Source organism: Alkaliflexus imshenetskii DSM 15055, assembly GCF_000517065.1.
Taxonomy (GTDB): Bacteria; Bacteroidota; Bacteroidia; order Bacteroidales; family Marinilabiliaceae; genus Alkaliflexus; species Alkaliflexus imshenetskii.
On record NZ_KI912105.1, the window covers coordinates 3,554,147 to 3,577,788 of the forward strand.

8 protein-coding genes are annotated in these 23,642 nt (G+C 43.2%); 6 read left to right on the forward strand and 2 right to left on the reverse strand.

Annotation, left to right across the window (positions count from 1 at the left end):
• The first annotated feature begins 32 nt into the window (after positions 1 to 32).
• Positions 33 to 13,088 carry a T9SS type A sorting domain-containing protein gene (locus ALKIM_RS18755; protein ID WP_052345586.1) on the forward strand — a complete coding sequence of 4,352 codons (13,056 nt, stop codon included), beginning with the start codon at positions 33 to 35 and terminating at the stop codon, positions 13,086 to 13,088.
• A gap of 289 nt (positions 13,089 to 13,377) precedes the next feature.
• Positions 13,378 to 13,842 (forward strand): Lrp/AsnC ligand binding domain-containing protein, encoded by a 465-nt coding sequence (locus ALKIM_RS0114805; protein ID WP_084555906.1) that lies wholly within the window; start codon positions 13,378 to 13,380, stop codon positions 13,840 to 13,842.
• A gap of 67 nt (positions 13,843 to 13,909) precedes the next feature.
• On the opposite strand, the gene ALKIM_RS18760 is transcribed toward ALKIM_RS0114805, so the two are convergent.
• Positions 13,910 to 14,821, reverse strand: a complete 912-nt coding sequence (locus ALKIM_RS18760; protein WP_044117995.1) for a metallophosphoesterase — start codon at positions 14,819 to 14,821, stop codon at positions 13,910 to 13,912.
• Positions 14,822 to 14,869: 48 nt separating this feature from the next.
• Positions 14,870 to 15,628, reverse strand: a complete 759-nt coding sequence (locus ALKIM_RS18765) for a 5'-nucleotidase C-terminal domain-containing protein (RefSeq protein WP_044117996.1) — start codon at positions 15,626 to 15,628, stop codon at positions 14,870 to 14,872.
• Between the two features lie 164 nt (positions 15,629 to 15,792).
• Between ALKIM_RS18765 and ALKIM_RS18770 the strand changes: the two genes are divergently transcribed.
• The 4 genes from ALKIM_RS18770 (at position 15,793) to ALKIM_RS0114835 (ending at position 23,640) form a co-directional block, all read left to right on the forward strand.
• Positions 15,793 to 16,524: a uracil-DNA glycosylase gene (locus tag ALKIM_RS18770; protein WP_044117997.1), complete on the forward strand. Its 732-nt coding sequence runs from the start codon at positions 15,793 to 15,795 to the stop codon at positions 16,522 to 16,524.
• A 9-nt stretch (positions 16,525 to 16,533) separates the two neighbouring features.
• Positions 16,534 to 20,682 (forward strand): hybrid sensor histidine kinase/response regulator transcription factor, encoded by a 4,149-nt coding sequence (locus tag ALKIM_RS0114825; protein WP_026475330.1) that lies wholly within the window; start codon positions 16,534 to 16,536, stop codon positions 20,680 to 20,682.
• Between the two features lie 192 nt (positions 20,683 to 20,874).
• On the forward strand, positions 20,875 to 22,215 hold the full coding sequence (locus ALKIM_RS0114830; RefSeq protein ID WP_026475331.1) for a Gfo/Idh/MocA family protein: 1,341 nt from the start codon (positions 20,875 to 20,877) through the stop codon (positions 22,213 to 22,215).
• Positions 22,216 to 22,251: 36 nt separating this feature from the next.
• Positions 22,252 to 23,640, forward strand: a complete 1,389-nt coding sequence (locus ALKIM_RS0114835) for a putative oxidoreductase C-terminal domain-containing protein (protein ID WP_026475332.1) — start codon at positions 22,252 to 22,254, stop codon at positions 23,638 to 23,640.
• Positions 23,641 to 23,642: the final 2 nt, after the last annotated feature.

The window sequence follows — 23,642 nt, forward strand, 5'->3', positions numbered from 1 at the left end:
TTCATCCTTGAATTTTACCTAAACTCTAACCAATGAAGCATTTTTACTGCGCTCTCTTCCTATTGGTAGCATTTCTTTTTTTCTCTTTAGATGCACATGCTACTATCCGTTATGTTAAACCCGGTGCACAAAGCACGGCGTGGCAAGGAAAATCCAATGTTTATTCAGATTTACAGTTGGCTTTGGCCGATGCTGTGAGTGGTGATGAAATATGGGTGGCAGCAGGTTTGTATAAACCCACTACCGGTACAGACCGAACCATCTCTTTCCAACTGGGGAATGGTGTAAAACTCTATGGTGGATTCTCCGGTAATGAAACCGTTTTAACACAACGAAACTGGCAGCTTAATAAGACAGTTCTTAGTGGAAACATTGGCAGCACTTCGCTATCAAGTGACAATAGCTGTCAGGTTCTGCAGGTGTTGGGTACCTCAGAATCACCCTATAATAATCTGGTTGTTATTGATGGCGTAATCATTGAGGATGGCTATGCAGATATTTTAACTAATAATCGCCACCGTGCAGGAGGCTTATTGGTAACTTTTGCCAAGCTTCAGGTCTCTAACACTTGGATAAGAAATTGTTATGCAATTTATGATGGTGGTGGTTCGCATGTGGATGCCTTTTCAGATGTAACCTTTGCCAATGTCATCTTTACCAACAACAGAGCCAACAGAGGCGGCGGACTGTATGACAATGGAAACATAGATGTTATAAATTCTCTGTTTTACAATAATACGGCTGCCCACCAAGCGGGAGCATTATATCGTGTGCTTGCATCAGACAGAAGTGTTGTGAATTCAATATTTTGGGCAAATAGGGATGCTACCGGCGTTAAACATTTTTGGTTGTCGGATAACGTGACTTATTCTTGTGTTGAGGGAGGACTATCTGGAGTTGGTAATATCTCCGACAATCCGAATTTTTCAGCCCCGGCTAATGGAAATTTTAATCTTAGTTCGGATTCACCTTGTATCAACAAAGGGAGTAATGCATCTGTTCCCAGTTGGCTCAAAACCGATTTCTCCGGGAGGAACCGTATTGTGTATGGGCAAGTAGATATGGGGCCTTTTGAAGCAGATATTCATGTGCTTCAGGGAGTTTATCCCCTTCAGAATGAGATGTTGCTTTCAAGTACAACCGAGGTTACTTTAAAGTGGCGCTGGTTGATAGATGCACCAGATGACATTCTACAGTACAACTTGTCCTATCGCATTGGTAACGCTGGCTGGCAAATTGTAAATAATATTTCAGACTTTGAGTATAATCTTACCGGACTTACACCGGGTTCTGTTATTGAATGGTATGTTTCGGCTGTTAGCCAAGATGATGAGTTCGTTACTGAAACCTACAAATTTTCTGTTAGAAGTAACGGACCGCTGCATGTGAAGGCCAACGGCAATGGCACAGGATTTACCTGGAGCGATGCGACCTCGTTACAGCATGCATTAAGTATTGCCAACGCAGGCGATGAAATATGGGTGGCAGCAGGCATCTATTATCCAACATCAGGTAGTGATAGGAATGCATCTTTTGTGCTTAAAGATGGTGTTAGTCTCTATGGTGGATTTGAAGGAACCGAGACCTCCTTGCAACAACGCAATTGGCGCACAAACCAAACCATTCTCAGCGGTAATATTGGAAATGCAGCTTTAGATACAGACAATAGCTATCATGTGGTTAAGGCAGTAGGCAATGATACCAATCCAGTTACAGATGCCACACTGTTTGATGGTTTTATTATTGAGAAGGGTTACGCCAATCAATATTCAAATGATAATAACAATGGGGGTGGAATACTCTTGCTTAATGCTTCACCCCGGGTGGTAAATGTTTGGTTCCGTAATAATTATTCAGCATCACGAGGGGGTGCTGTGTATGGAAACGGGACAAGCAATGCCGTTTTTGCCAATGTAATTTTCACAGACAACCGGAGTAATGACGATGGGGCAGGCGCTTATGCATTAGGTCCTATGACATTTTACAATTGCTTATGGTATAACAATGAGGCTGTGTATTATGGAAGTGCTGTTGCAACCAATTCCTCCTCCAATAATGTACGGGTTATAAATTCCATTGCTTGGAAAAACCCGTCGTATCGTATGCAACCGGAATTTAGATTCATCAATCTTGACAATGTGCTTGTGTTGAGCAATACTGGCGCAACAGTTATTGCTCAGGATCCTGCTTTCCTTGATGAGGATGATTATGACTTCAGATTAAGAGCAGGCTCCCCAGCTGTGGGAAGTGGTAATGGCTTTGCTCTGCCTCAATGGGTAACTATTGATTATTTTGGTAACCCAATTCTCCCGGGTAATACAGTAAACCTGGGGCCAATTCAGGGTGAGGTAGTAACTCCGGCTGCGGTTTCGCCATCTTACAGAGACGTTTTGTCTAATTTGACAACCGCTACATTGGAGTGGGGATGGGATGGAAAAGGTGTACCGCAGAATCACTCAAGTTTTACGCTGGAATACAAAATCGACAATGGTAATGTAAATGTGGTTAATGGTATTGCGGCCTTATCCTATCCATTATCAGGATTGTCACCATCTAATAAAGTAAATTGGCGTGTAGCCAGCGTAGATCATAGTGGAAATAAATCCTGGTCGGCCTGGAGTGAGTTTTTTATTAAGAGAATCAGCCCCATCTATGTAAAGAGTAATGGTACAGGTACAGGAGCTTCATGGGCTACTGCAACAAATCTGCAAAGCGCGCTGGCTAATGCCATCCCAAGTGATGAAATATGGGTAGCAGCCGGTACACACAGACCCACTGCAACCAACGATCGGAATGCCTCCTTTAAGATTGGTGACGACATTAAGCTTTTGGGTGGGTTCTCAGGTACCGAAACCCAGGCAAATCAGCGCAATTGGAGAGCGAACGAAACCATTCTTTGTGGTGATATTGGCACACTCAATGTCAATACGGATAATTGTTATAATGTGGTGACTATCATTGGCACTTTCTTTGACCCGATTACCAGTTCTACACGCATGGATGGGTTTATCATTCAAAATGGGAACGCCAGTTTAAGCTACAGATATACATACTTAGGCGCCGGGCTGTATGTTTCTAAGGCATCTCCGGTGATTACCAATGTCTGGTTCAGGAATAATGTAGCAACTGGCTCAGGAGGTGCTGTTTTTGTAGAGAATAGTGCGGACTATGAGGCTGTTTTTGGCAATGTGCTTTTTACCGGAAACCATAGCAACGGCAGCGGAGGCGGCGCATCCGGAAGACCTGGAGTCTCTTATTACAACTGTGTTTGGTATAATAATTCAGCTTCAAATTCAGGTGGAGGTTTGGCTGCGAATATGCCCGGAACCAAGGTTGTCAATTCAATATTTTGGGAAAACAGTGCCGGAAATAGCTCCAACGACTTAACAAATGTTACAACAACCAATTCACTGTTTTTAGGTGCTTCAGCCACAGGACATGTCAATGCAAATCCATTGTTTTATGATTCCGATGGATTTGATTTCACCTTACGTGATAACTCCCCCGCATTAAATGCAGGAAATGTTGAGATGATGCCAGACTGGCTGGATTTTGATTTCAATGGAGCTCCCCGCGTGGCTGATGGCAAGATAAATATGGGGCTTTTACAGGGATTTGTTACAGCACCAATAAACGCATTCCCTGCTCACAATCAATTAATAGAATTCAGTGATGCCAGTGTAAATCTGGAATGGACCTGGTTAACAGAAATACCAGAAGGTGTTTTGAGCTATACCTTAGAATATCAGGTGTCTGGTGAAAGTGTCCAGGTTGTACCTAACATCAGTGGAACGTCTTATGCTCTGTCAGGATTGGCTGGCAGCAGCCATGTCAAATGGCGTGTGTCGGCTGTTACCGGTTCAGGTGATATGCTATGGTCTTACCCATCTGAGTTCATTATCAGCAGGGCGCATCCGATTTATGTGAGTACAAATGGCATTGGCGATGGCACTTCGTGGGAAAATGCCGCAAATTTACCTGCTGCACTGGCAATGGCGATTCCCGGAGATAAAATATGGGTATCTGCCGGAACCTACAAACCATCAGCTACCGGAGACCGAACTGCATCATTCCAGTTGAAAGACCGAGTCAGTTTGTTCGGAGGGTTTAAAGGCGATGAAACAGAGTTGACGCAACGTAACTGGCATCTGAATAAAACAATTTTGAGCGGTGACATTGGTGCGTCAGATGTAAATACTGACAACAGTTATCGTGTGGTCAGTGCCATTGGAACATCAGCTAATCCCATATCAACCGAAACAATATTTGACGGTTTTATTGTGGAGCGCGGCTATGCTGATTTCATCAACAGCAACAACAACCATCGTGGTGCCGGAATGTATTTCAGCTTTGCTTCACCCATGATTCGCAATGTATGGTTCCGTGATAATTTTGCCACCGGAAATGGCGGTGCAGTATATTATTTAAACGCTTCTTCTTCGGTTTTTGCCAATGTGATATTTACCAATAATGGCTCAAATACCGATGGCGGTGCCGTTTACGTTAATTCAGGTGTATCATTTATAAATTGCTTGTGGCATAACAATACTGCAAGCGGATGGGGCGGAGCCATACGTGGAGGGGCATCTGGTAACTCAATTGTAAATTCAATACTTTGGGGCAACCTGGCTGGCAACTCTAATCAGATAAGTAATGTGTTAACTACATATTCCCTTATTGAAGGAGGCTATTCAGGAATTGGAAATCTATCTGATAATCCGTTGCTTATAAGTCCGGAGAATAGTGATTTCCGTTTGGCTGTTGGTTCACCGGCTGTTGGTGCAGGCAATGTGGTTTCTGTGCCTCAATGGTTACTTTCTGACTATGCCGGAATGCCACGAATAGTTGAAGGCAAAGTAAACATGGGGCCTTTGCAAGGTGCTGTAGAGACACCTGTCATTAGTTATCCACTCAATAATGAATTTCTGAGTGCGGACATAACCACTGTAGAACTTTCCTGGACTTGGAAAAATGCCGTTCCCGAGAACCATGCTACTTATCTGGTGGAGTATGTAATAAATGGAAACGTATCAGTTCAATCAGAAGCTTTAACTGAGACTGTCTTTGAATTATCCGGATTAAATCCATTGGATTTGGTAAGCTGGCGCGTTGCCAGTGTAGATAATGGTGGTGCTCTAATCTGGACACAGAAATCTGAATTCAGAATTAGAAGAGGACAACCCATTTATGTTAAGCCAGATGGAACTGGTGATGGTTCTTCATGGGAGAGTGCTACAGGATTGCAGTCTGCTTTAAGTATGGCTCTGGCATCTGATGAAATCTGGGCATCTGCGGGAACATACAAGCCCACAAATGACAATGATCGCATCGTATCGTTCAGACTAAAGGACAAAGTGGAATTGTATGGTGGGTTTGCCGGTGATGAAACCAGCCGTGAGCAACGAAACTGGCATCTGCATAAAACCATTTTAAGTGGCGATATTGGCGAGCCTGACGTAAATACTGACAACAGTTATCGTGTGGTTTCTGCCGTTGGAACAGCAGATAATCCCATCACAACCGAAACAATATTTGACGGTTTCATTGTGGAGCGTGGGTATGCTGATTTCAACAGCAGCAACAATCATCGTGGTGGTGGGATGTATTTAATTTTTGCCTCACCCTCGATTCGCAATGTATGGTTTCGCGATAATTTTGCCACCAGTTTTGGCGGTGCAATCTATTACGCGAATGCATCTGCTTCGGTTTTTGCCAATGTGATATTTACCAATAATCGTTCAAATGCTGATGGCGGTGCCGTTTACGTTAATTCAGGCGTATCGTTTGTAAACTGCTTGTGGTATAATAATTATTCAGGCGATTGGGGCGGTGCCATTCGTGGCACTTCTTCAGGTAATTCTATTGTTAATTCCATACTGTGGGGCAATCAGGCAGCCATCAGTTCTAACAATATAAGTAATGTGTTAACCTCCTATTCCATCGTGGAGGGTGGCTATTCGGGAATAGCTAATTTAAATGTTAATCCGCTTATTTTTAATCCTCAAAATGGAGATTTCCGTTTGCGCACAGGTTCCCCGGCGGTGGAGTCAGGGAGTGTGGAAGCATTACCTGATTGGTTGTTGACCGATTATCTGGGCAAGCCACGTGTAACTGAAAGTAAAGTAAACAGAGGACCAATACAAGGTTTTGTTGTAACCCCGTCAACTCATTCTCCTGAATCTGGAACTTATATTGATTTGGATGCCTCAATAGTTCAATTAGCCTGGATATTTGACAATGAGCAGACCAGTAATCATCTGCATTATCTGGTTGAGTATGTTATTAATGATGGAGTTACAGAGGTTTCAGAGCCGATTACAGAGAAAGCATTTGAATTATCTGGTTTAAACTCTTTGGATAAAGTGGCCTGGCGTGTGGCGAGTGAAGATGCCATAGGTAATGTAAATTGGTCTGGCTGGTCTGAATTCTTTGTAACGCGCGGACACCCAATTTTTGTTACAGAGAATGGCACAGGAGATGGTTCTTCGTGGGCCAATGCAACTTCATTAAAAGTAGCATTGAATATGGCACTCCCGACCGACGAAATCTGGGTAGCGGCAGGTACTTACATGCCAACAGATGATGATGACCGAACAGCTTCTTTCCAATTAAAAGATAGAATTAGTTTATATGGTGGCTTTGCCGGAACTGAGACCGCACGGGAGGAGCGAAACTGGAATTTAAACAAGACTATTTTAAGCGGAAATATAGGAGATGCAAATATTGCTGAAGACAACAGTTATCGTGTGGTCTCTGCCGTTGGAACAATCGTTAATCCCATCACAACCGAAACAATATTTGACGGTTTCATTGTGGAGCGCGGCTATGCTGATTTCAATAGCAACAACCACCATCGTGGTGGTGGAATGTATTTAAGCTTTGCTTCACCTATGATTCGCAATGTATGGTTCCGCGATAATTTTGCCTCCGGTTTTGGCGGTGCAGTATATTACTTAAATTCTTCTTCTTCGGTCTTTGCCAATGTGATATTTACCAACAACCGTTCTAATTCTGATGGTGGTGCCGTTAATGTTAATTCAGGCGTTTCGTTTGTAAATTGCTTGTGGTATAATAATTATTCAGATAATTGGGGAGGTGCCATTCGTGGATCTTCATCTGGCAGTTCAATTGTCAACTCAATTTTTTGGAATAACCGGGCAGCCATTAGCTCAAATAATGTCAGTAATTTGACCGCCACCTATTCCATATTGGAAGGCGGTTATTCCGGTACCGGGAATATAAATGAGAATCCGCTTTTCATTGATGCCGCTGCTTTTGATTTTCGTCTGCAAAGTGATTCACCTGCTCTTGAATCTGGAAATATTGATGCAATTCCCCAATGGTTGATGACCGATTATTTTGGATCTCCTCGTGTCAATGACAATAAAGTCAGCCGCGGCCCTATTGAAGGTGGTAATCCGGTTCCGGTTATCGTTTCTCCACAAAATGGAGAGATTTTTGCTTCTGATGTTTCTTCTATGGAGCTTGTTTGGATGTGGAACAACGCACAACCAGCTAGTCATTTGTATTATGTGGTTGAGTATTCGGTTAATGGCGCAAATGTAGTTGTTTCTGAGCCGTTGACTGACCAAACTTTTGAAATAGCTGAAGTAAATCCTTTTGACAAATTCACCTGGCGGGTAGCAAGCGTTGATGCGCAAGGTAACCTGAATTGGTCAAACTGGTCTGATTTTATCATTCGACGCGATGGACCATTTTTCGTTAAATCAGATGGCACCGGTGACGGCTCTTCGTGGGCCAATGCTGCTGGTTTGCAGTTTGCCCTAAATCAAGCCGTTTTTGGGGATGAAATATGGATGGCTGCGGGTATCTATAAGCCAACAAGTAATAATGACCGGACAATATCTTTTATTATTAAAGATGGTATTAAATTGTTTGGCGGGTTTGCCGGAACTGAAACGGGCCGGAATGAGCGTAACTGGCATGTCAACAAGACCATCCTGAGCGGAAATATTGGAGACATCAATGTAGCAGAAGATAACAGCTATCGAGTGATTATTGCATCGGGTACAATGGAAAATCCAATCTCATCAGAGACTGTTCTCGATGGCTTTATCGTGGAGGGTGGTTATGCCAATTCTTTCAGCAACAATAACCACAGGGGAGCTGGATTATTTCTGAATAACGCGTCTCCTTTGATTCGCAATGTTTGGTTTCGCGATAATTTTGCAGATGGTGTTGGTGGTGCAGTATCGTTCCTCAATGCTTCCACCTCTGTTTTTGCCAACGTAATATTTACCAACAACCGTTCAGATTCTGATGGGGGTGCTGTGTTCGTCCATTCGGGCGTATCCTTCATAAATTGTTTGTGGTATGCTAACTATTCGGGCGATTGGGGAGGAGCCATCCGTGGAAATTCATCCGGTAGCACCATTGTCAACTCCATCTTATGGGGCAATCAGGCAGCCAGAAACTTCAATAATATTAGTAACGTGTCAACCACTTATTCTTTAGTGGGTGAAAATTATTCAGGTACAGGTAACATTATTATGAATCCGCTTTTGGTTGATCCTGACAATGACGATTTTCGTTTGCGCAAAGGTTCACCTGCTTTGGATTCCGGTAATATTGATGCTGTGCCAGAATGGTTATTGACCGATTTCGCTGGTTCTTTGCGGGTTGATGACAATAAAGTCAACATGGGACCTTTACAAGGTTATATTGTTGCACCCGTTATTATAGCGCCGCTTGACAAACATTTCTTTAATTCTGATATCTCTGAGGTAGAATTAACGTGGGGATGGGAAGATGAAGAAGCCGAGGGACATCAATACTTTTATGTTGAGTACATGATTAATGATGACCCAGTAGAATTAACATCACCTTTGGTTGAAGCTTCGTTTGAGCTGAGCAGTCTGAACCCAACAGATGGTATTCGTTGGCGGGTGGCAAGTGTTGATGCTGAGGGCGTTTTAACATGGACAGCCTGGTCTGGATTCCGAATTAAAAGAGAAACGCCGATTTATGTGACAGTTGATGGAACTGGCGATGGATTCTCCTGGGCTACTGCCGCTAATATTCAAACTGCCTTGGCAAATGCCATAGAAGGGGATGAAATTTGGGTCGCATCTGGTGTGTATAAGCCTACTGATAGTAATGATCGCACAATTTCTTTCGAGTTACGCAACAATGTCAGTCTATATGGTGGTTTTGCCGGAACTGAAACTGAGCGGGGGCAGCGTAATTGGTCTCGCAACCAAACAATCCTGAGTGGGGATATTGGAGATCCAGGTGTGGCTACTGATAACAGTTATCATGTGCTAACTGCAATAGGCCTGATACAGGATATGATTTCTACCGAAACAGTTTTCGATGGCTTTATTGTAGAAGGAGGCTACGCCACTTCCTTCACTAACAATGACTATATGGGAGGAGGAATCAGTTTGAGTCATGCATCTCCTCTTATTCGTAATGTATGGTTTCGCGACAACTATGCCATTGGTAATGGCGGTGCAGTATCATTTTTAAACTCTTCCAGTTCTGTTTTTGCCAATGTGATATTCACGAATAACCGTTCTGAAGATGATGGCGGTGCTGTTTCTGTGCATTCTGGTGTATCATTTATAAATTGTTTATGGTACGCAAATTATTCAGGTTCTTGGGGAGGGGCCATTCGTGGACATAACTCAGGAAGCACAATTGTCAACTCCATTTTATGGGGAAATCAGGCAGCCATTAGTTCTAATAATATTAGTAACGTGTCAACCACTTATTCTTTAGTGGTGGATAGTTATTCGGGTACAGGAAACAAATTCGATAGCCCATTATTGCTTGACCCTGACAATGGCGATTTTCGCTTGCGCAAAAGTTCACCTGCTATGAACTCCGGCAATGTGAATGCTCTGCCAGATTGGTTGTTGACCGATTTTGCCGGAGCCGTGCGGGTTGATGACAATAATGTGAACATGGGACCCTTGCAAGGATTTGTTGTTGCACCCGTTATTTTGGCGCCTGGTGACAAACAATTTTTTGATTCAGATTTTTCTGAGGTAGAATTGACGTGGGGATGGGAGGATGAAGTGGCCGAGGGGCATCAATCCTATTCTATTGAGTATATGATTAATGATGGCCCAATAGAAATTACTGAACCTTTGTCTGAAACCATGTTTGAATTATGCGGCTTGAACCCAACTGACTCCATTCGTTGGCGGGTGGCAAGCGCTGACGCTGAGGGTGCTTTAACATGGACAGCATGGTCTGGGTTCAGAATCAGAAGAGAGACGCCGTTGTATGTGACAGTTAATGGTACTGGTGACGGATTCTCCTGGGCTACTGCTACCAATCTTCAGAGTGCTTTGGCAAATGCCATAGATGGGGATGAAATCTGGGTCGCATCCGGAGTGTATAAGCCCACTGAGAGTATTGACCGCACAATTTCTTTCGAGTTAAAGAACAACGTCAGTCTATATGGTGGCTTTGCAGGCAATGAAACTACTCGTGCGCAACGCAATTGGTCTAGTAACAAGACAATTCTAAGCGGAAATATTGGCGATGCTGAACTTGCAAATGATAACAGTTATCATGTGGTGAAGGCAATTGGTTCGTTCAATAATCCAATTTCGACTGAGACTGTTTTTGATGGTTTCATTGTAGAGGATGGCTTTGCAAATTATGTTTTCAACTTTAATAACCGCGGCGCAGGTATTATTCTGAACAACGCTTCACCACGTATATGCAATGTGTGGTTCCGCAATAACTTTGCCAACGGATTTGGTGGAGGCGTCTATTTCCAAAATCCAACCGCTTCAGTTTTTGCAAATGTAATTTTCACTAACAACCGTTCAAATTCCGATGGCGGTGCCGTTTACGTTAGTTCAGGAGTATCTTTTGTGAATTGTTTATGGTATGATAACTATTCTGGCGACTGGGGAGGGGCTATCTATTCGAACTCAAGTGGCAGTTCAATAGTGAATTCCATTTTGTGGGGAAATAGGGCAGCTAACAGTTACAATCAGGCTGGTAATATGAGTGTTTCCAATTCAATTGTGGAGGGCGGCTATTCCGGAACAGGAAACCTTTCGGTGGAGCCAATGTTTATCGATGCTGAGAACGGCGATTTCAGACTGCTTAAAGGTTCGCCCGCCATTGGTAAAGGTAATAACACCCGATTGCCAGAGTGGTTAGTGGCAGATTATGATGGTTTTTCAAGAGTGTATGGAAACAATGCTGATATTGGGCCTTATGAATATAAACAACCCGTAACGGTAACGCCGGCCGATAAAGGTGCTGCATCGTCCTATAACATGTTTTTGGGACTGGAATTTATCTGGGGTCTTTCCGATGGCGAAACAACTCCGATTACCACTTTGGTGCCCGGCACCAAATACCGAATTCAGGTTTGGGCAAAAAATAATCCTGAACAGATGTTGCACGACCAGACTTTTGTGCCTGCCGGTGGATTATTTGAACTTAATCAGAACAGTATTGCTCTCGATGGATTTGATTTTGGCGCTGCTTATGAGTGGCGGGTAGCTCTGGTACAGGATGAGTTTGAGTTGTGGTCTGATGTGTCGCTCTTCTATATGGGCCGTGGTCATGTGATTCATGTGAAGGCTGGAAACACCGGAACTTCCGGAAGCGATTGGAGTGATGCATTCGGTACACTGCATGAAGCGCTTGAGCAATCCATACCGGGCGACGAAATATGGGTAGCAGCCGGAACATATTATCCAGTAACGGTTGAAAATACAACTTCTGTCACTGAGGATGAACGTCAGCAGGCTCTTTCCCTGAAACCCGGACTCATGATATACGGAGGATTCAATGGCACTGAAATGATTCGTCAGCAACGGAACTATGCAGCCAATCCCACCATCATCAGTGGCGATTTAAGCAACTCAGGTGTGGAAGCATCAAGAAGCTATAACCTCTTTAGAATTGAGTCGGATGATGTGAACATAATCAATCGTACCACATTTATGGATGGGTTGATTTTGGAGCAGGCGGCACAAAGTGCAATGGTTAATAAAAATGCTTCACCAACAGTGTACAATACCATTTTTAGGTATAACAATGGAGAAAATGGTGCAGCGGTTCGAAATGAGGCCGGCAGTTCGCCTTTGTTCTATCAGGCTCTGATGCACCATAACAATGCCAGCGTTTCAGGTGGCGCAGTATGGTCCGACGCAACTTCATCCGCTACGTTGATTAATGCAACGGTTGGATTGAATCAGGCGCCAACTACCGGCGGTGTAAATGGTGCGGCTACTGTATATAATTCAATTGTATATGGTAACACCAACCAGCAACTGTCAGGTGCTGTCGATGTTCGAAACTCATGCGTGGAGGGTGGTTTTGCTGGCGAGTCCAACACCGGATTTGACCCACTTTGGGTTGATGCGGAAGCAGCCAATTTCCGACTCTCTGAATTCAGCTCATGTATTGATATGGGCAACGTTACTCTGATGCCTGAGATGCCAACTTATGATTTGGATTTCAAAGGCCGCCTTATGAATTTGCGTGTTGATATTGGAGCTTATGAAGCGCAGTCAAAAGGTACTGTACTGGTAACCGAAACCTCTATCAGTGATGAATTATCGCTCTACAACGATTACATCCTTGTGCGCTTTGATCATCCTGTTGCGTATAACTCTGAAGTTGGCTTAGTGGTTGATCCGCTGTTTAATTACTCCGTAGTTAAAGGAAGCGACGACTATGAAATCCGAATCTATTACTCAGGTATGGATACGGAAACGCAATATAGAATAACCATTCCGGCAAATGCAGTGAGACTGGCTACCAATCCAAATATCTGGATTAGCGAAACCGATTTGATATTTACCGTGACATCTGTATCCGACATTCATAGTGATAATTTCGGGACGATGACAGTTTGGCCAAATCCTGTAAAGGCAGGCGAAATGGTTCGCGTTACTGTTCCCCATAGTTTTGGCGCAAAACGCATCCAACTGCTCGATGCTTCAGGTCGTGTAATGACGGATGCGCCTGTTGACAGCTTCTCAGACGTGATAGAGTTAGATCAAACCAATTTCTTATCAGGCATCTATATTATTCAGGTTGTGGGTGATAATAACCGAGTATTATGGCAAAAGCTGATGATTAAGTAACATTACCAAAAAAGAGGCTGTCACTTCACAATTGACAGCCTCTTTTATTTTTCATTGAGAATGGTTTCTGATGATGCACTGTTAAAACTTGCTAACTTAGACACATACAAATAGATGATGGATATCATATTTGTTTTCTGTTTGTTATTAATTTGCTTAAACTTTTGGATTATAATTGATAATTTAATTACAATTTATTGGATTATATACTCTATTGTTATAAATTCGTGCTGATTGTGATATAAATCGTATACAATAGTGATAAATTGTTATAGTATTAATTTTCAATATGGATTCGAATTTACAAATTGATAGTCTGGATAGAAAAATCCTTGCACTGGTAACAAAAAATGCACGCATTCCATTTCTGGAGGTAGCTCGCGAATGTAAAGTATCCGGTGCAGCCATACACCAACGTATTCAACGTTTAATGAATATTGGTGTGATTAAAGGTTCAGAATTTGTTTTGAATCCTTCAAAAATTGGCTACCATACCTGTGCCTTCATGGGTATTTTCCTGAAAAAAGCCAGTTTGTTTGATAAGGTAGTTCAAATGCTGGAGCAGGTGCCTGAAATTGTGGAGTGTCATTACACCACTGGCCAATATGCCATTTTTATTAAGATATACGCCAAGAGCAATGAACACCTCAAGCGTATTTTGCACGACAAGTTGCAATCCATTCCGGGTATATCTTCAACGGAAACCATCATTTCGCTCGATGAGTCGTTTAAAAGACAAATTCCCATCGATTAACATCCGATTGAAATAGAGCGATATTGAAATAGAATTTACAGGCTGCCCGATTTTTCTGGCGGCCTGTTTAATTTATAACCTGATAGGGATTACTCTCCAATCTTGTTTCTCCTTTGTCAAAAACCAAATCGATGCGACCTAACCGCACACCACTGGCACCGGAATGAATGATTGCTACCGGTTTGCCCGCTTTGTTGATAACATATTCAGGCTCTTCCATAGTACGGTGTGAGTGCCCCCCCAGAATTAAATCGATGTGGCTAGTATCGGCTGCAAGCGTTAAATCGTCTACGCGGCCATGGCTCATCTTATATCCCAAATGACTTAGCGCAATAACGTAATGGCATTTCTGATTCTTTTTTAGCATACGCGCTGTTTCGTCGCCGGTGGCAATTGGGTCAAGGTATTTCAGACCTGCATAATTGTTTGTATTTACCAAACCATTGGGGTCAATTCCAAGGCCTACGATGCCGATTTTAATTTTTCCTTTTTGAATTACAATCCAGGGCTTAGTTTTCCCTTCCAGAACGGTGTTTTCGACCTGGTAATTGGTTGATACAAAAGGAAATGTTGCATGAGGCAGTTGTTGGCTGAGGCTTTCCATGCCATTGTCAAACTCGTGATTGCCAAGCGTGGAAGCATCATAGCCCATTTTTGACATCAATTGCAGTTCAAGGCGACCTTCGTAAAAATTGTAGTATGGGGTGCCCTGAAAAATATCGCCAGAGTCCAGAAGTAGCACATGTTGGTTCTCTTTTCTGATTGAACTTATCAGAGCTGCACGTCTGGCAAATCCACCCATCCCCGGAAATCGGCTGTGGTTATCGGGAAACGGGTCTATCTGGCTGTGTAGATCACTTGTGTGCAATATCACAATCCTTTCGGGTGAATGGCCAAAGAATGCCCTGCCTGTTGTTGGAAGCGCCAGAAATGCTGAGCCCGCAAGCGTGGTTTTGATAAAGTTTCTGCGATTGAGCATGGTATTTTTATGATTTTTGCCTGTGGGCAGATGATAAAATAAGTTCGGTTAGCCGATAACAGTAATCCTCACGCGCCTGTCAGCCACAATGGGCTGCCCATTGCTGTGTAACATTTTTATATGGGCAATAATCAAATCTCTGATTTTTGCCTCGGCAGTTAAAATATGCTCCGATTCCTGAAACACATCGTAACCATCACCACCATTTGCCAGATAGTCCGATGTTACAACCCAGTATTCTGTAGTGTCTGTCAGAGGCTTTCCGCCAATTGTAATGTTTTCTGCATTTTCGCCTTCCATTGTAAATGTGGCACCCGAAATGCCATCGCCCTGCGATTTGGCTATGTGATTGAATAGCCTTTTTATTTGAATCCCGTTTAGCTTTACCACTGTCATCTGGTTTTCAAAGGGCATCACCTCAAAGGCATTGCGCATGGTTACTTTTCCTTGTTGAAGCGGCGCCCTTAAACCTCTTACATTTATTAAGCTCATAATCTCAATACCTGAGATGCCCGATTCGGCTAAAAACGCAGCACCTGCCTGCAATACCAGATCTGCAACAAAGTTCGAGAGTGGACTTTCTGGCTTTTCAGAGCGCATGTAAGTTTCATTAAAACCAATCACTTCATCCATGAGCAGATTGAGCGTGTCGCGGTATGGTTCAATTAGCGCCAACATGCTGCTATCAGCGCCAACAGTTTTATCTATGGTGAGGAGTTCATGGTTTGCCAAACGCCCCGAAACTTTATTCTGGCATGAGGCGAAGCTCACTAATATGATAATGGCGAAAAGTTGTATAAATCGCATAGCGTATAATTAACGAATTTGGGCATCAAAAATAGCGGATAAATATTTACTCAGATTGATATTTGTCAGGCTTCCTGTTATTTCATGTTTTGTTAACTTTGGGAACAGGTTGCTTTTTATCCTTTTCAAGATTAGAACAACTATTTTTATCAAAATGTTTTAATATGAATTTATCCGGGATACACCCGTCGTGGTCATCATTTTTTACTGCCGATATAGCCAAACTGGTGAATGAGATTATGCGAGATGTTTTGGCTGACGGGGATGTGACACCCAATCAGGCAACCATGCTCCGCTTTCTAACAATTGATCTATTTGCTTCAAAAGTTGTGATTCTGGGGCAGGATCCCTACCCTCAGGAGGGTGTTGCAACGGGACGTGCCTTTGAAGTTGGCTCTCTTGGTAGCTGGCAGCAATCTTTTCGAAATACCAGTCTGCGAAATATCGTGAGGGCGCTCTATGCATCGCGATATAATAGAATTTTAACGTTTAAAGAGGTGCGAAGCCTTATTGGACCCGATTTTCCACTGTTACCTCCTTCAAAATTGTTTGAGTTTTGGGAGAATCAAGGTGTCTTGCTGCTGAATACATCTTTTTCGTGTAAAGTGAACAAACCTGGCAGTCATTCGGCCATTTGGCAACCATTTACGCACGCTTTACTCAATTATATCAATCAGCAGATGCCTGAACTAACGTGGTTGCTATGGGGAAATCATGCTCGATTGGCGGTGGGGCATCTTTCAATTAAAAATGGTATTTGCTCCACCCATCCAATGATTTGTCATGAACGACCCGACGATTTTCTGTATGGAGACATTAATCATTTCAAAGCAACCAGCCACCTTATTGACTGGGTTGGCCAGGATACTGCAACCTATACCGGTCGACTGTTTTAATTTTTATTGATGATGCTAAGATTATCTGTTTTTGTAGTTATATGGTTTGTGGCCTTAAAGGCTGTCTCTCAGATGCCTGTTACATTCGAACGGTTCACAACCACGCAAGGATTGCCTCAGAATTCAATCTTTAGCATCACACAGGATGCCGATGGATTTATTTGGGTAGCCACCTATGATGGTCTGTCGCGATTTGATGGCTCACACTTTTATTCCTATAAGCCGGATCCGGGCTCTGGTTCCGGACTCAGTTCCAATATTACCGTCTCTATTTCTGCCGACCCCTACAATCGTATCTGGATTGGAACTACAGGAAGCGGGCTTTCAATGTTTGATACCAAAACACTCCGCTTTGAGAACTATCAGGCTAACACCCGAGAGCCTTTGGCCATATCCAACAACGATATTTTATCTATTTTACCCCAAACGAATGGTATATGGGTGGGCACAGGACTTGGATTGAACCTTTTTGATGTGCAAAAGTCTGGTTTTTATTCTTGTTTCGTTAATGATGGATTGGTTCACAATCAGATCAATGCACTGCTCCAGAGTCTGGATGGGCAAGTTTGGGTTGCTACCCCTGGCGGAATGCAGAGGGTGGGATGGCATAACGAACGTTTTAGTTTTTATGAAACCATCCCCATAGAAATTACAGGGGGTGCTGTAAGGCAGATTTTCCGCGACAGCGAGGAACGTATTTGGACTGTTAGTGCCACGCAGGTATCTGTTTTTATCAATGATGATGACGGGCAGCTGCGTATGATGAAACGTTTGGTTTCCGGCACGCCCGGTACCAGCCTGGAAAACATTTCTGAGTTCAATGTGATTACCCAACGGGCAAAAGGTGAATTCTGGGTAGGCACACAAAATGGTCTGCTACGCATACAGGAACAGGGTGATAAATTGATTCCTCTGTTACTTTATCAAAGTCAGATTTATGACGACCGCAGTTTACCCGGTAATCAGGTGGTCAGCATATTCACAGATGCCGAAGGGGTTTTATGGATTGGCACACGGTTTAACGGTTTGGCGAAGTATGATCCATATAAACAGCCTGTGACCCGATTCATGCGCAATCCGGGTCATCCAAATACGCTCCATAGTAACGATGTGCGGGCGGTGATTGAGGATGCTGCGGGTAATGTCTGGGTAGGCAGCAGAAATCAAGGTTTAGACTTTATCAATTCAACCACTGGAGAAATAACTCATTATGAACATTCACCCAATGATACTGGTGGCTTGCCCAACAATGGCATCAGGGCATTATACTTGGATAATCAAAATTCAGTTTGGGTTGGATATTACGGGGGCTTTAGTCTTATAGCCATTGATGGGCAGGGGAAAGCACGCTTTTTTCCGGCTCAGGATGACAAAGGACAACCCATACAAATGAATGGATTTGTATATTCTTTTTTTGAAGATGCAGAGGGTGTTTTTTGGGTTGGAACTTCCAATGGGTTGATGCGATATTGTAGGGATACAGGTAGTTACAGATGGATTAGAAACCTGGAAAGTGAGGGGAACTGGGGACGCAGCAATTTTATCCGTTCCATCGGACAAGACGAGAATGACGATTTCTTGTGGCTGGCTACCGATGGCGAAGGCATTTACAGGTTAAACAAGGAGACCTTTGAGTTTTTTAATTTCAGGCAGGAGTTGGGCAATTCAAATACTCTGTCGCATAATAAAGTTTACTCCATTGCGCGTGACAAAAACGGCCAACTATGGTTTGGCACGCATAGTGGGTTAAACAGGTATTGTTCAGAGTCTGGCAATTTTATTCATTACACCCGGGAGCACGGATTGAGTAACGACATCGTTTATGGTATCTTGCCCGATAATGGTGGTAATCTCTGGATTACGACGGCCAATGGCTTGTCGCGATTCAACCCCAAAACCGGTTTGTTTAAAACTTATTTGAGTGGTTTTGAGTTCTCTGATGATGCCTACTCTGTAAATAGAAATGGTAAAATTTATGTTGGTGGACTTAATGGTTTTTTTGCTTTTCACCCGGATAGCTTAAAGGAAAATCAGTTTGTTCCTCCAATCTGTTTTACTTCACTCAGGCTTTATAACCAGCTTATTGAGCCAAATATGGAGGTAAATGGTCGGGTGTTGCTTCCTTTGGCTCTTCAACATATGCATGAGCTTGTTATTAATCACAACGAAACATTCTTTTCCGTAGAGTTTGCTGCATTGTCCTATGCGTCTCCTGCCGAAAATCGTTACCAGTACAGATTGGAAGGGCTCCATTCTCAATGGATAGAGACCTCACAGGATAACCGTATTGCTGCATTTTCTAACCTGAAGCCAGGTGTGTATGAGCTACGGGTTAGAGGGGCAAATCCGGATGGGGTTTGGGGCGAAAACGCCTTGATTATTAGGGTGCTTCCTGCGTTTTATCAAACCAATTGGTTTAGAGCGCTCATGGTGTTGTTTTTTGTTACGTCAATATTCTCTTTTTACAGATTACGGATTCGTTCACTCACCAAACAAAAGCTGAAATTGCAAACATTGGTTGATGAAAAGACAGAAATATTGCTCGCTCAAAACAGTATTCTTCAAGAGCAGAGAGATGAAATTGCCAGCCAGAGAGATAAGGTGATGGAAATGACCCGCCTTGTGCATGAGGCAGATGAGCGTAAGCTGCGTTTTTTCACCAATATTTCGCATGAGATACGAACTCCTTTGACATTGATTCTTGGAGCTGTTGAGCAACTGTATGCTCAATCACAACTTTCAGGTCTTGTTAAAGAAAACCTTAACCGTATTCATCGAAATGCCGAAACACTCCACAAACTCATTAATCAATTGCTTGATTTAAGGAAAATTGACAATGGTTTAATGCCTCTCGAACTTAATGATGGCGAGATGGTCTCTTTTGTAGGAAACAAGGTTGATCTGTTCCGCACATTGGCTAGCCAAAAGGGTATTAAGCTTTCGTACAATACCAATTTTAGTGAGATGATTTGCAGGTTCGATCACGATATTGTTGATAAAGTTATCACTAACTTATTAAGTAATGCCATAAAATATAGTGGTGAATCTGGTAAGGTTGATATCTCTTTGGAGTTAACACAATCTCAGGGTGCTGAGTTTGTTTTAATTGGCGTTAAAGATAACGGTAGCGGAATTTCGCCTTCGGAACAGAGCCGCATCTTCGATCGCTTTTATCGGATAAAGGATATCAAACAGAACAAAGCATCTGGCAGTGGCATCGGCCTGGCGCTGGCTCGGGATTTGGCATTGGTTCACGGAGGTGAGCTTTCTTTGGTGCATTCGGATGACAATGGTAGCTTGTTCGCTTTTAAAATACCTTACCAGATTAAAGTTCCCAATGATGTTACCTTCGTTAGTGATGCGATTGATCAAGTAATTCCCGCTTTAGAAAATCATTCCGAAAATGATTTTGAGCCATTTTCCATACTGGTAATCGAAGACAATGATGATTTGCGACGTTTTATATGCGATGGATTGAAGGGTTTTAAGGTTATTGAAGCTGCGAATGGTGAAGATGGCTTGAATATGGCTTTCTCTGAACTTCCCGATTTAGTTATTTCGGATGTATTGATGCCTGTGAAAAATGGATTTGAAGTTTGTCATGAATTAAAATCCAGTAACGCTACTGCGCACATTCCGGTGTTGTTATTAACCGCCCTTGGCGCAGCTGAACATCAAATGGCCGGATTTGATTGTGGTGCCGATGACTACATGGTTAAACCTTTTAATCTTACGCTGTTATCATTAAAGGTTCGTAATATACTAAATGCCCGACAAAGGTATAGGGAAATTATTCAGGCAAACCTGAGTAGTGATGCCGAGGCTGAATTACCTGACGACCCGTTTATCCGCTCGGTTTATGAAGTGATACACAACAATATTGAAAACAGTGGTTTTGGGGTGGAGGAGTTGGGTATAAAAATGAATATGAGCAGGTCAACTTTCTATCGAAAAATCAAAGCGCTCACGGGTTTAGCGCCTGTGGCATTGTTGCGCATGCTTCGAGTGCGCGAAGCTGCAAAATTGTTGCGTACCCAACCTTTACTCTCCGTTGGCGAAATAGCCATGAAAACAGGTTTCGAGGATGTGGATTATTTCAGGGATTGTTTTAAAAAACAATTTGGAGTTACGCCTACTGAATTTCAGAATCGGCAGTGATTTGAATTGATATACATTGTTGTTTAGTGTTTTAACTTGCTTGTGTGGGCATCCCTGAACCAAATCACCCGCTGTTTTGACACAAATGTCCTGTTTGATATATGGGCTTGTATTCTATCTTGCAATCCATAATTTTATTGATGAGATTGCATTCAATTAGTGACGTTAAACCATATTTCAAATCGAAAGAACATGGACAACAGCAGAAGAGATTTTATTAAGAAATCGGCCTTGGGAGCGGCCGGTTTTACCATTGCAGGCATGGGTATGAGTGCTAAAAGTTACGCCAGTATTAAAGGCGCAAACGATAGATTAAATGTGGCAATCATTGGCCTTGGACGCAGGCTTGGAGCTTTCTATGAGCCTGTCTCTTTAGCCTCGAGCAATGTGCGTCTGGTTTATTTATGCGATGTGATGGAAAATCAACGTACGCGTGCTGCTAACGCTTTCAGCAAACACATCAGCAATAAACCAAAACTGGAAAACGACATGCGTCGTGTGTTGAAAGACAAGGACGTGGATTGTGTTATCATTGCTACACCCGACCATTGGCAGGCTCCCGGCACCTTTTTGTCTGTTGAATCCGGAAAACACGTCTACGTTGAAAAACCCGGAAGCCATAACCCTCGCGAAGGGGAGTTGATGGCCGATTACCGTCAAAAGTATGGTAAAATAATTCAGTTGGGAAACCAGCAGCGATCAGCCATCGAATCAATCGAAATAATTCGTGAAATACACAACGGTGTTATTGGAACGCCTTATAAAGCAGTGGCCTTTTATTCCAACAGTAGAGGAGAGGTGCCTGTGCCGGTAGATGCTCCTGTGCCAGCAGGTTTGGACTGGGATCTTTTCCAGGGGCCTTCGCCAAGAAAAAAGTATCAGCACGATACATGGGACTATAACTGGCATTGGTATGGCTGGGATTTTGGAACCGGAGAGATGGGCAACAATGCCATCCATGAACTCGATATTGCCCGCTGGGCTTTGCAGGTAGAGCATCCCGAAAGAGTCTCTGTTGAAGCGGACAAGCGCCACTATCTAAATGATGGCTGGACCATGTATGATACAATGATGGCTACTTACATTTACCCCGGAAACAAAGTGATTCAGTGGGATGGAAAAAGCCGGAATGGTTACAATACCTATGGCTCTGATCGTGGTACAGTGATCTTTGGCACCGATGGTTCTGCATTTATCAACAGAGAGGGTTACAAACTGTACGATAGAAGCGGGAAGTTGGTTAAGAGCCGCTTGGGTAATGGTACCGAGGGAGGTACTGCTCTTGGTGGTGGAGGTGATGTGTCAACCACGCATGTGGTGAATTTCTTTGATGGCATTCGGGGTAAGGCTACGCTTAATTCACCCATCGAAGAGATGATGAAAAGCACGCATTTGTGCCATCTGGCCAATATTGCATCTCGCATAAACAAAGATTTGGTTATTGACCCCAATACCGGCCGCTCTGCCGACAGCGACGTGTTGAAACTCTGGCGTCGAGCGTATCAGCCAGGATGGGAGCCTAAAATGCTCTAAGTGAGTTTAAATCTAATTTAATTGTTTATTCTTATTATGAAGAATCTAATTATCACAAACATATTATTTGCAATGATGGCTTTTGCGTCGTGTAATCAACCAGTTCAACAGGGTTTTACCGGTGCCGATGGCGAAGTCAGGCTTATAACGCTGGATCCTGGCCATTTTCATGCAGCTCTTATACAAAAGGAGATGTATGCACAGGTAGATCCTGAGGTGTATATCTATGCACCGGATGGTCCTGATGTTAAACTGCATTTAAATCGTATTAAGGGGTTTAATACCCGTTCTGAAAATCCAACACAATGGAACAGCAACATCTATTTGGGTGATGATTATCTGGAGCAGATGCTTTTGCAACGAAAGGGAAATTTGGTGGTTTTGGCTGGTAACAACAGTAAAAAAACATCTTACATTAAAAAATCGGTAGAAGCCGGGTACAATGTGTTGGCTGATAAGCCAATGGTTATTGACCAGAATAGTTTTGAGATGCTCAGGGAAGCATTTGATTTGGCCGCTCGAAACAATGTGTTGCTTTATGATGTGATGACCGAGCGATATGAAATCACAAGTCAGCTTCAGCGCGAAATGGCTCTGATGCCGGAGGTTTTTGGAACCCTGGAACCGGGCACGCCTGACAATCCGTCGGTTATAAAAGAGAGTGTGCACCACTTTTTTAAGTATGTTGCCGGTTCGGTGTTGCAAAGGCCTGTTTGGTATTTCGATGTGAATCAGCAGGGGGAAGGTATCATCGATGTGACCACACATCTGGTGGACCTTATTCAGTGGGTCTGTTTCCCGGATGTGGTTCTGGATTATACCAAGGATGTAGATGTGTATGCAGCCCGTCGTTGGCCTACAGTGGTAACACCTGAGCAGTTTATGACCGTCACTGGCACCCTCGAAATACCTGAATTTTTGCATAAAGATATTGCCGCTGACGGTGATTTAAACATATATGCCAATGGTGAGATGCAGTACGCTTTGAGAGGTGTTCATGCCCGGGTTTCGGTAATTTGGGATTATGCAGCGCCTCAGGGTGGAGGTGATACACACTATTCCCTTATGCGTGGAACATTGTCCAATCTGGTTATTCGTCAAGGAGAAGCGGAAGGATATATCCCGATGTTGTTTATTGAACCATCCACAGGAGAGGTGTCTGATAGCTGGTTGCAACAGGTTGTAGCGGGTTTTACTTCTGTTGAAAGTATGTTTCCTGGTGTTGGTTTGAGTCAGGTGGAGACCGGTTATGTACTCGATATTCCTCAATCTTACCGTATCGGACATGAAGCGCATTTTGCTCAAGTGGCAGCCAAATATCTCCGATTTTTAGCTGAAGGAAAACTTCCCGTGTGGGAAGTACCAAACATGCTAACCAAATACTATACTACAACCCGGGCGCTGCAACTGGCACATGAAAAATAACA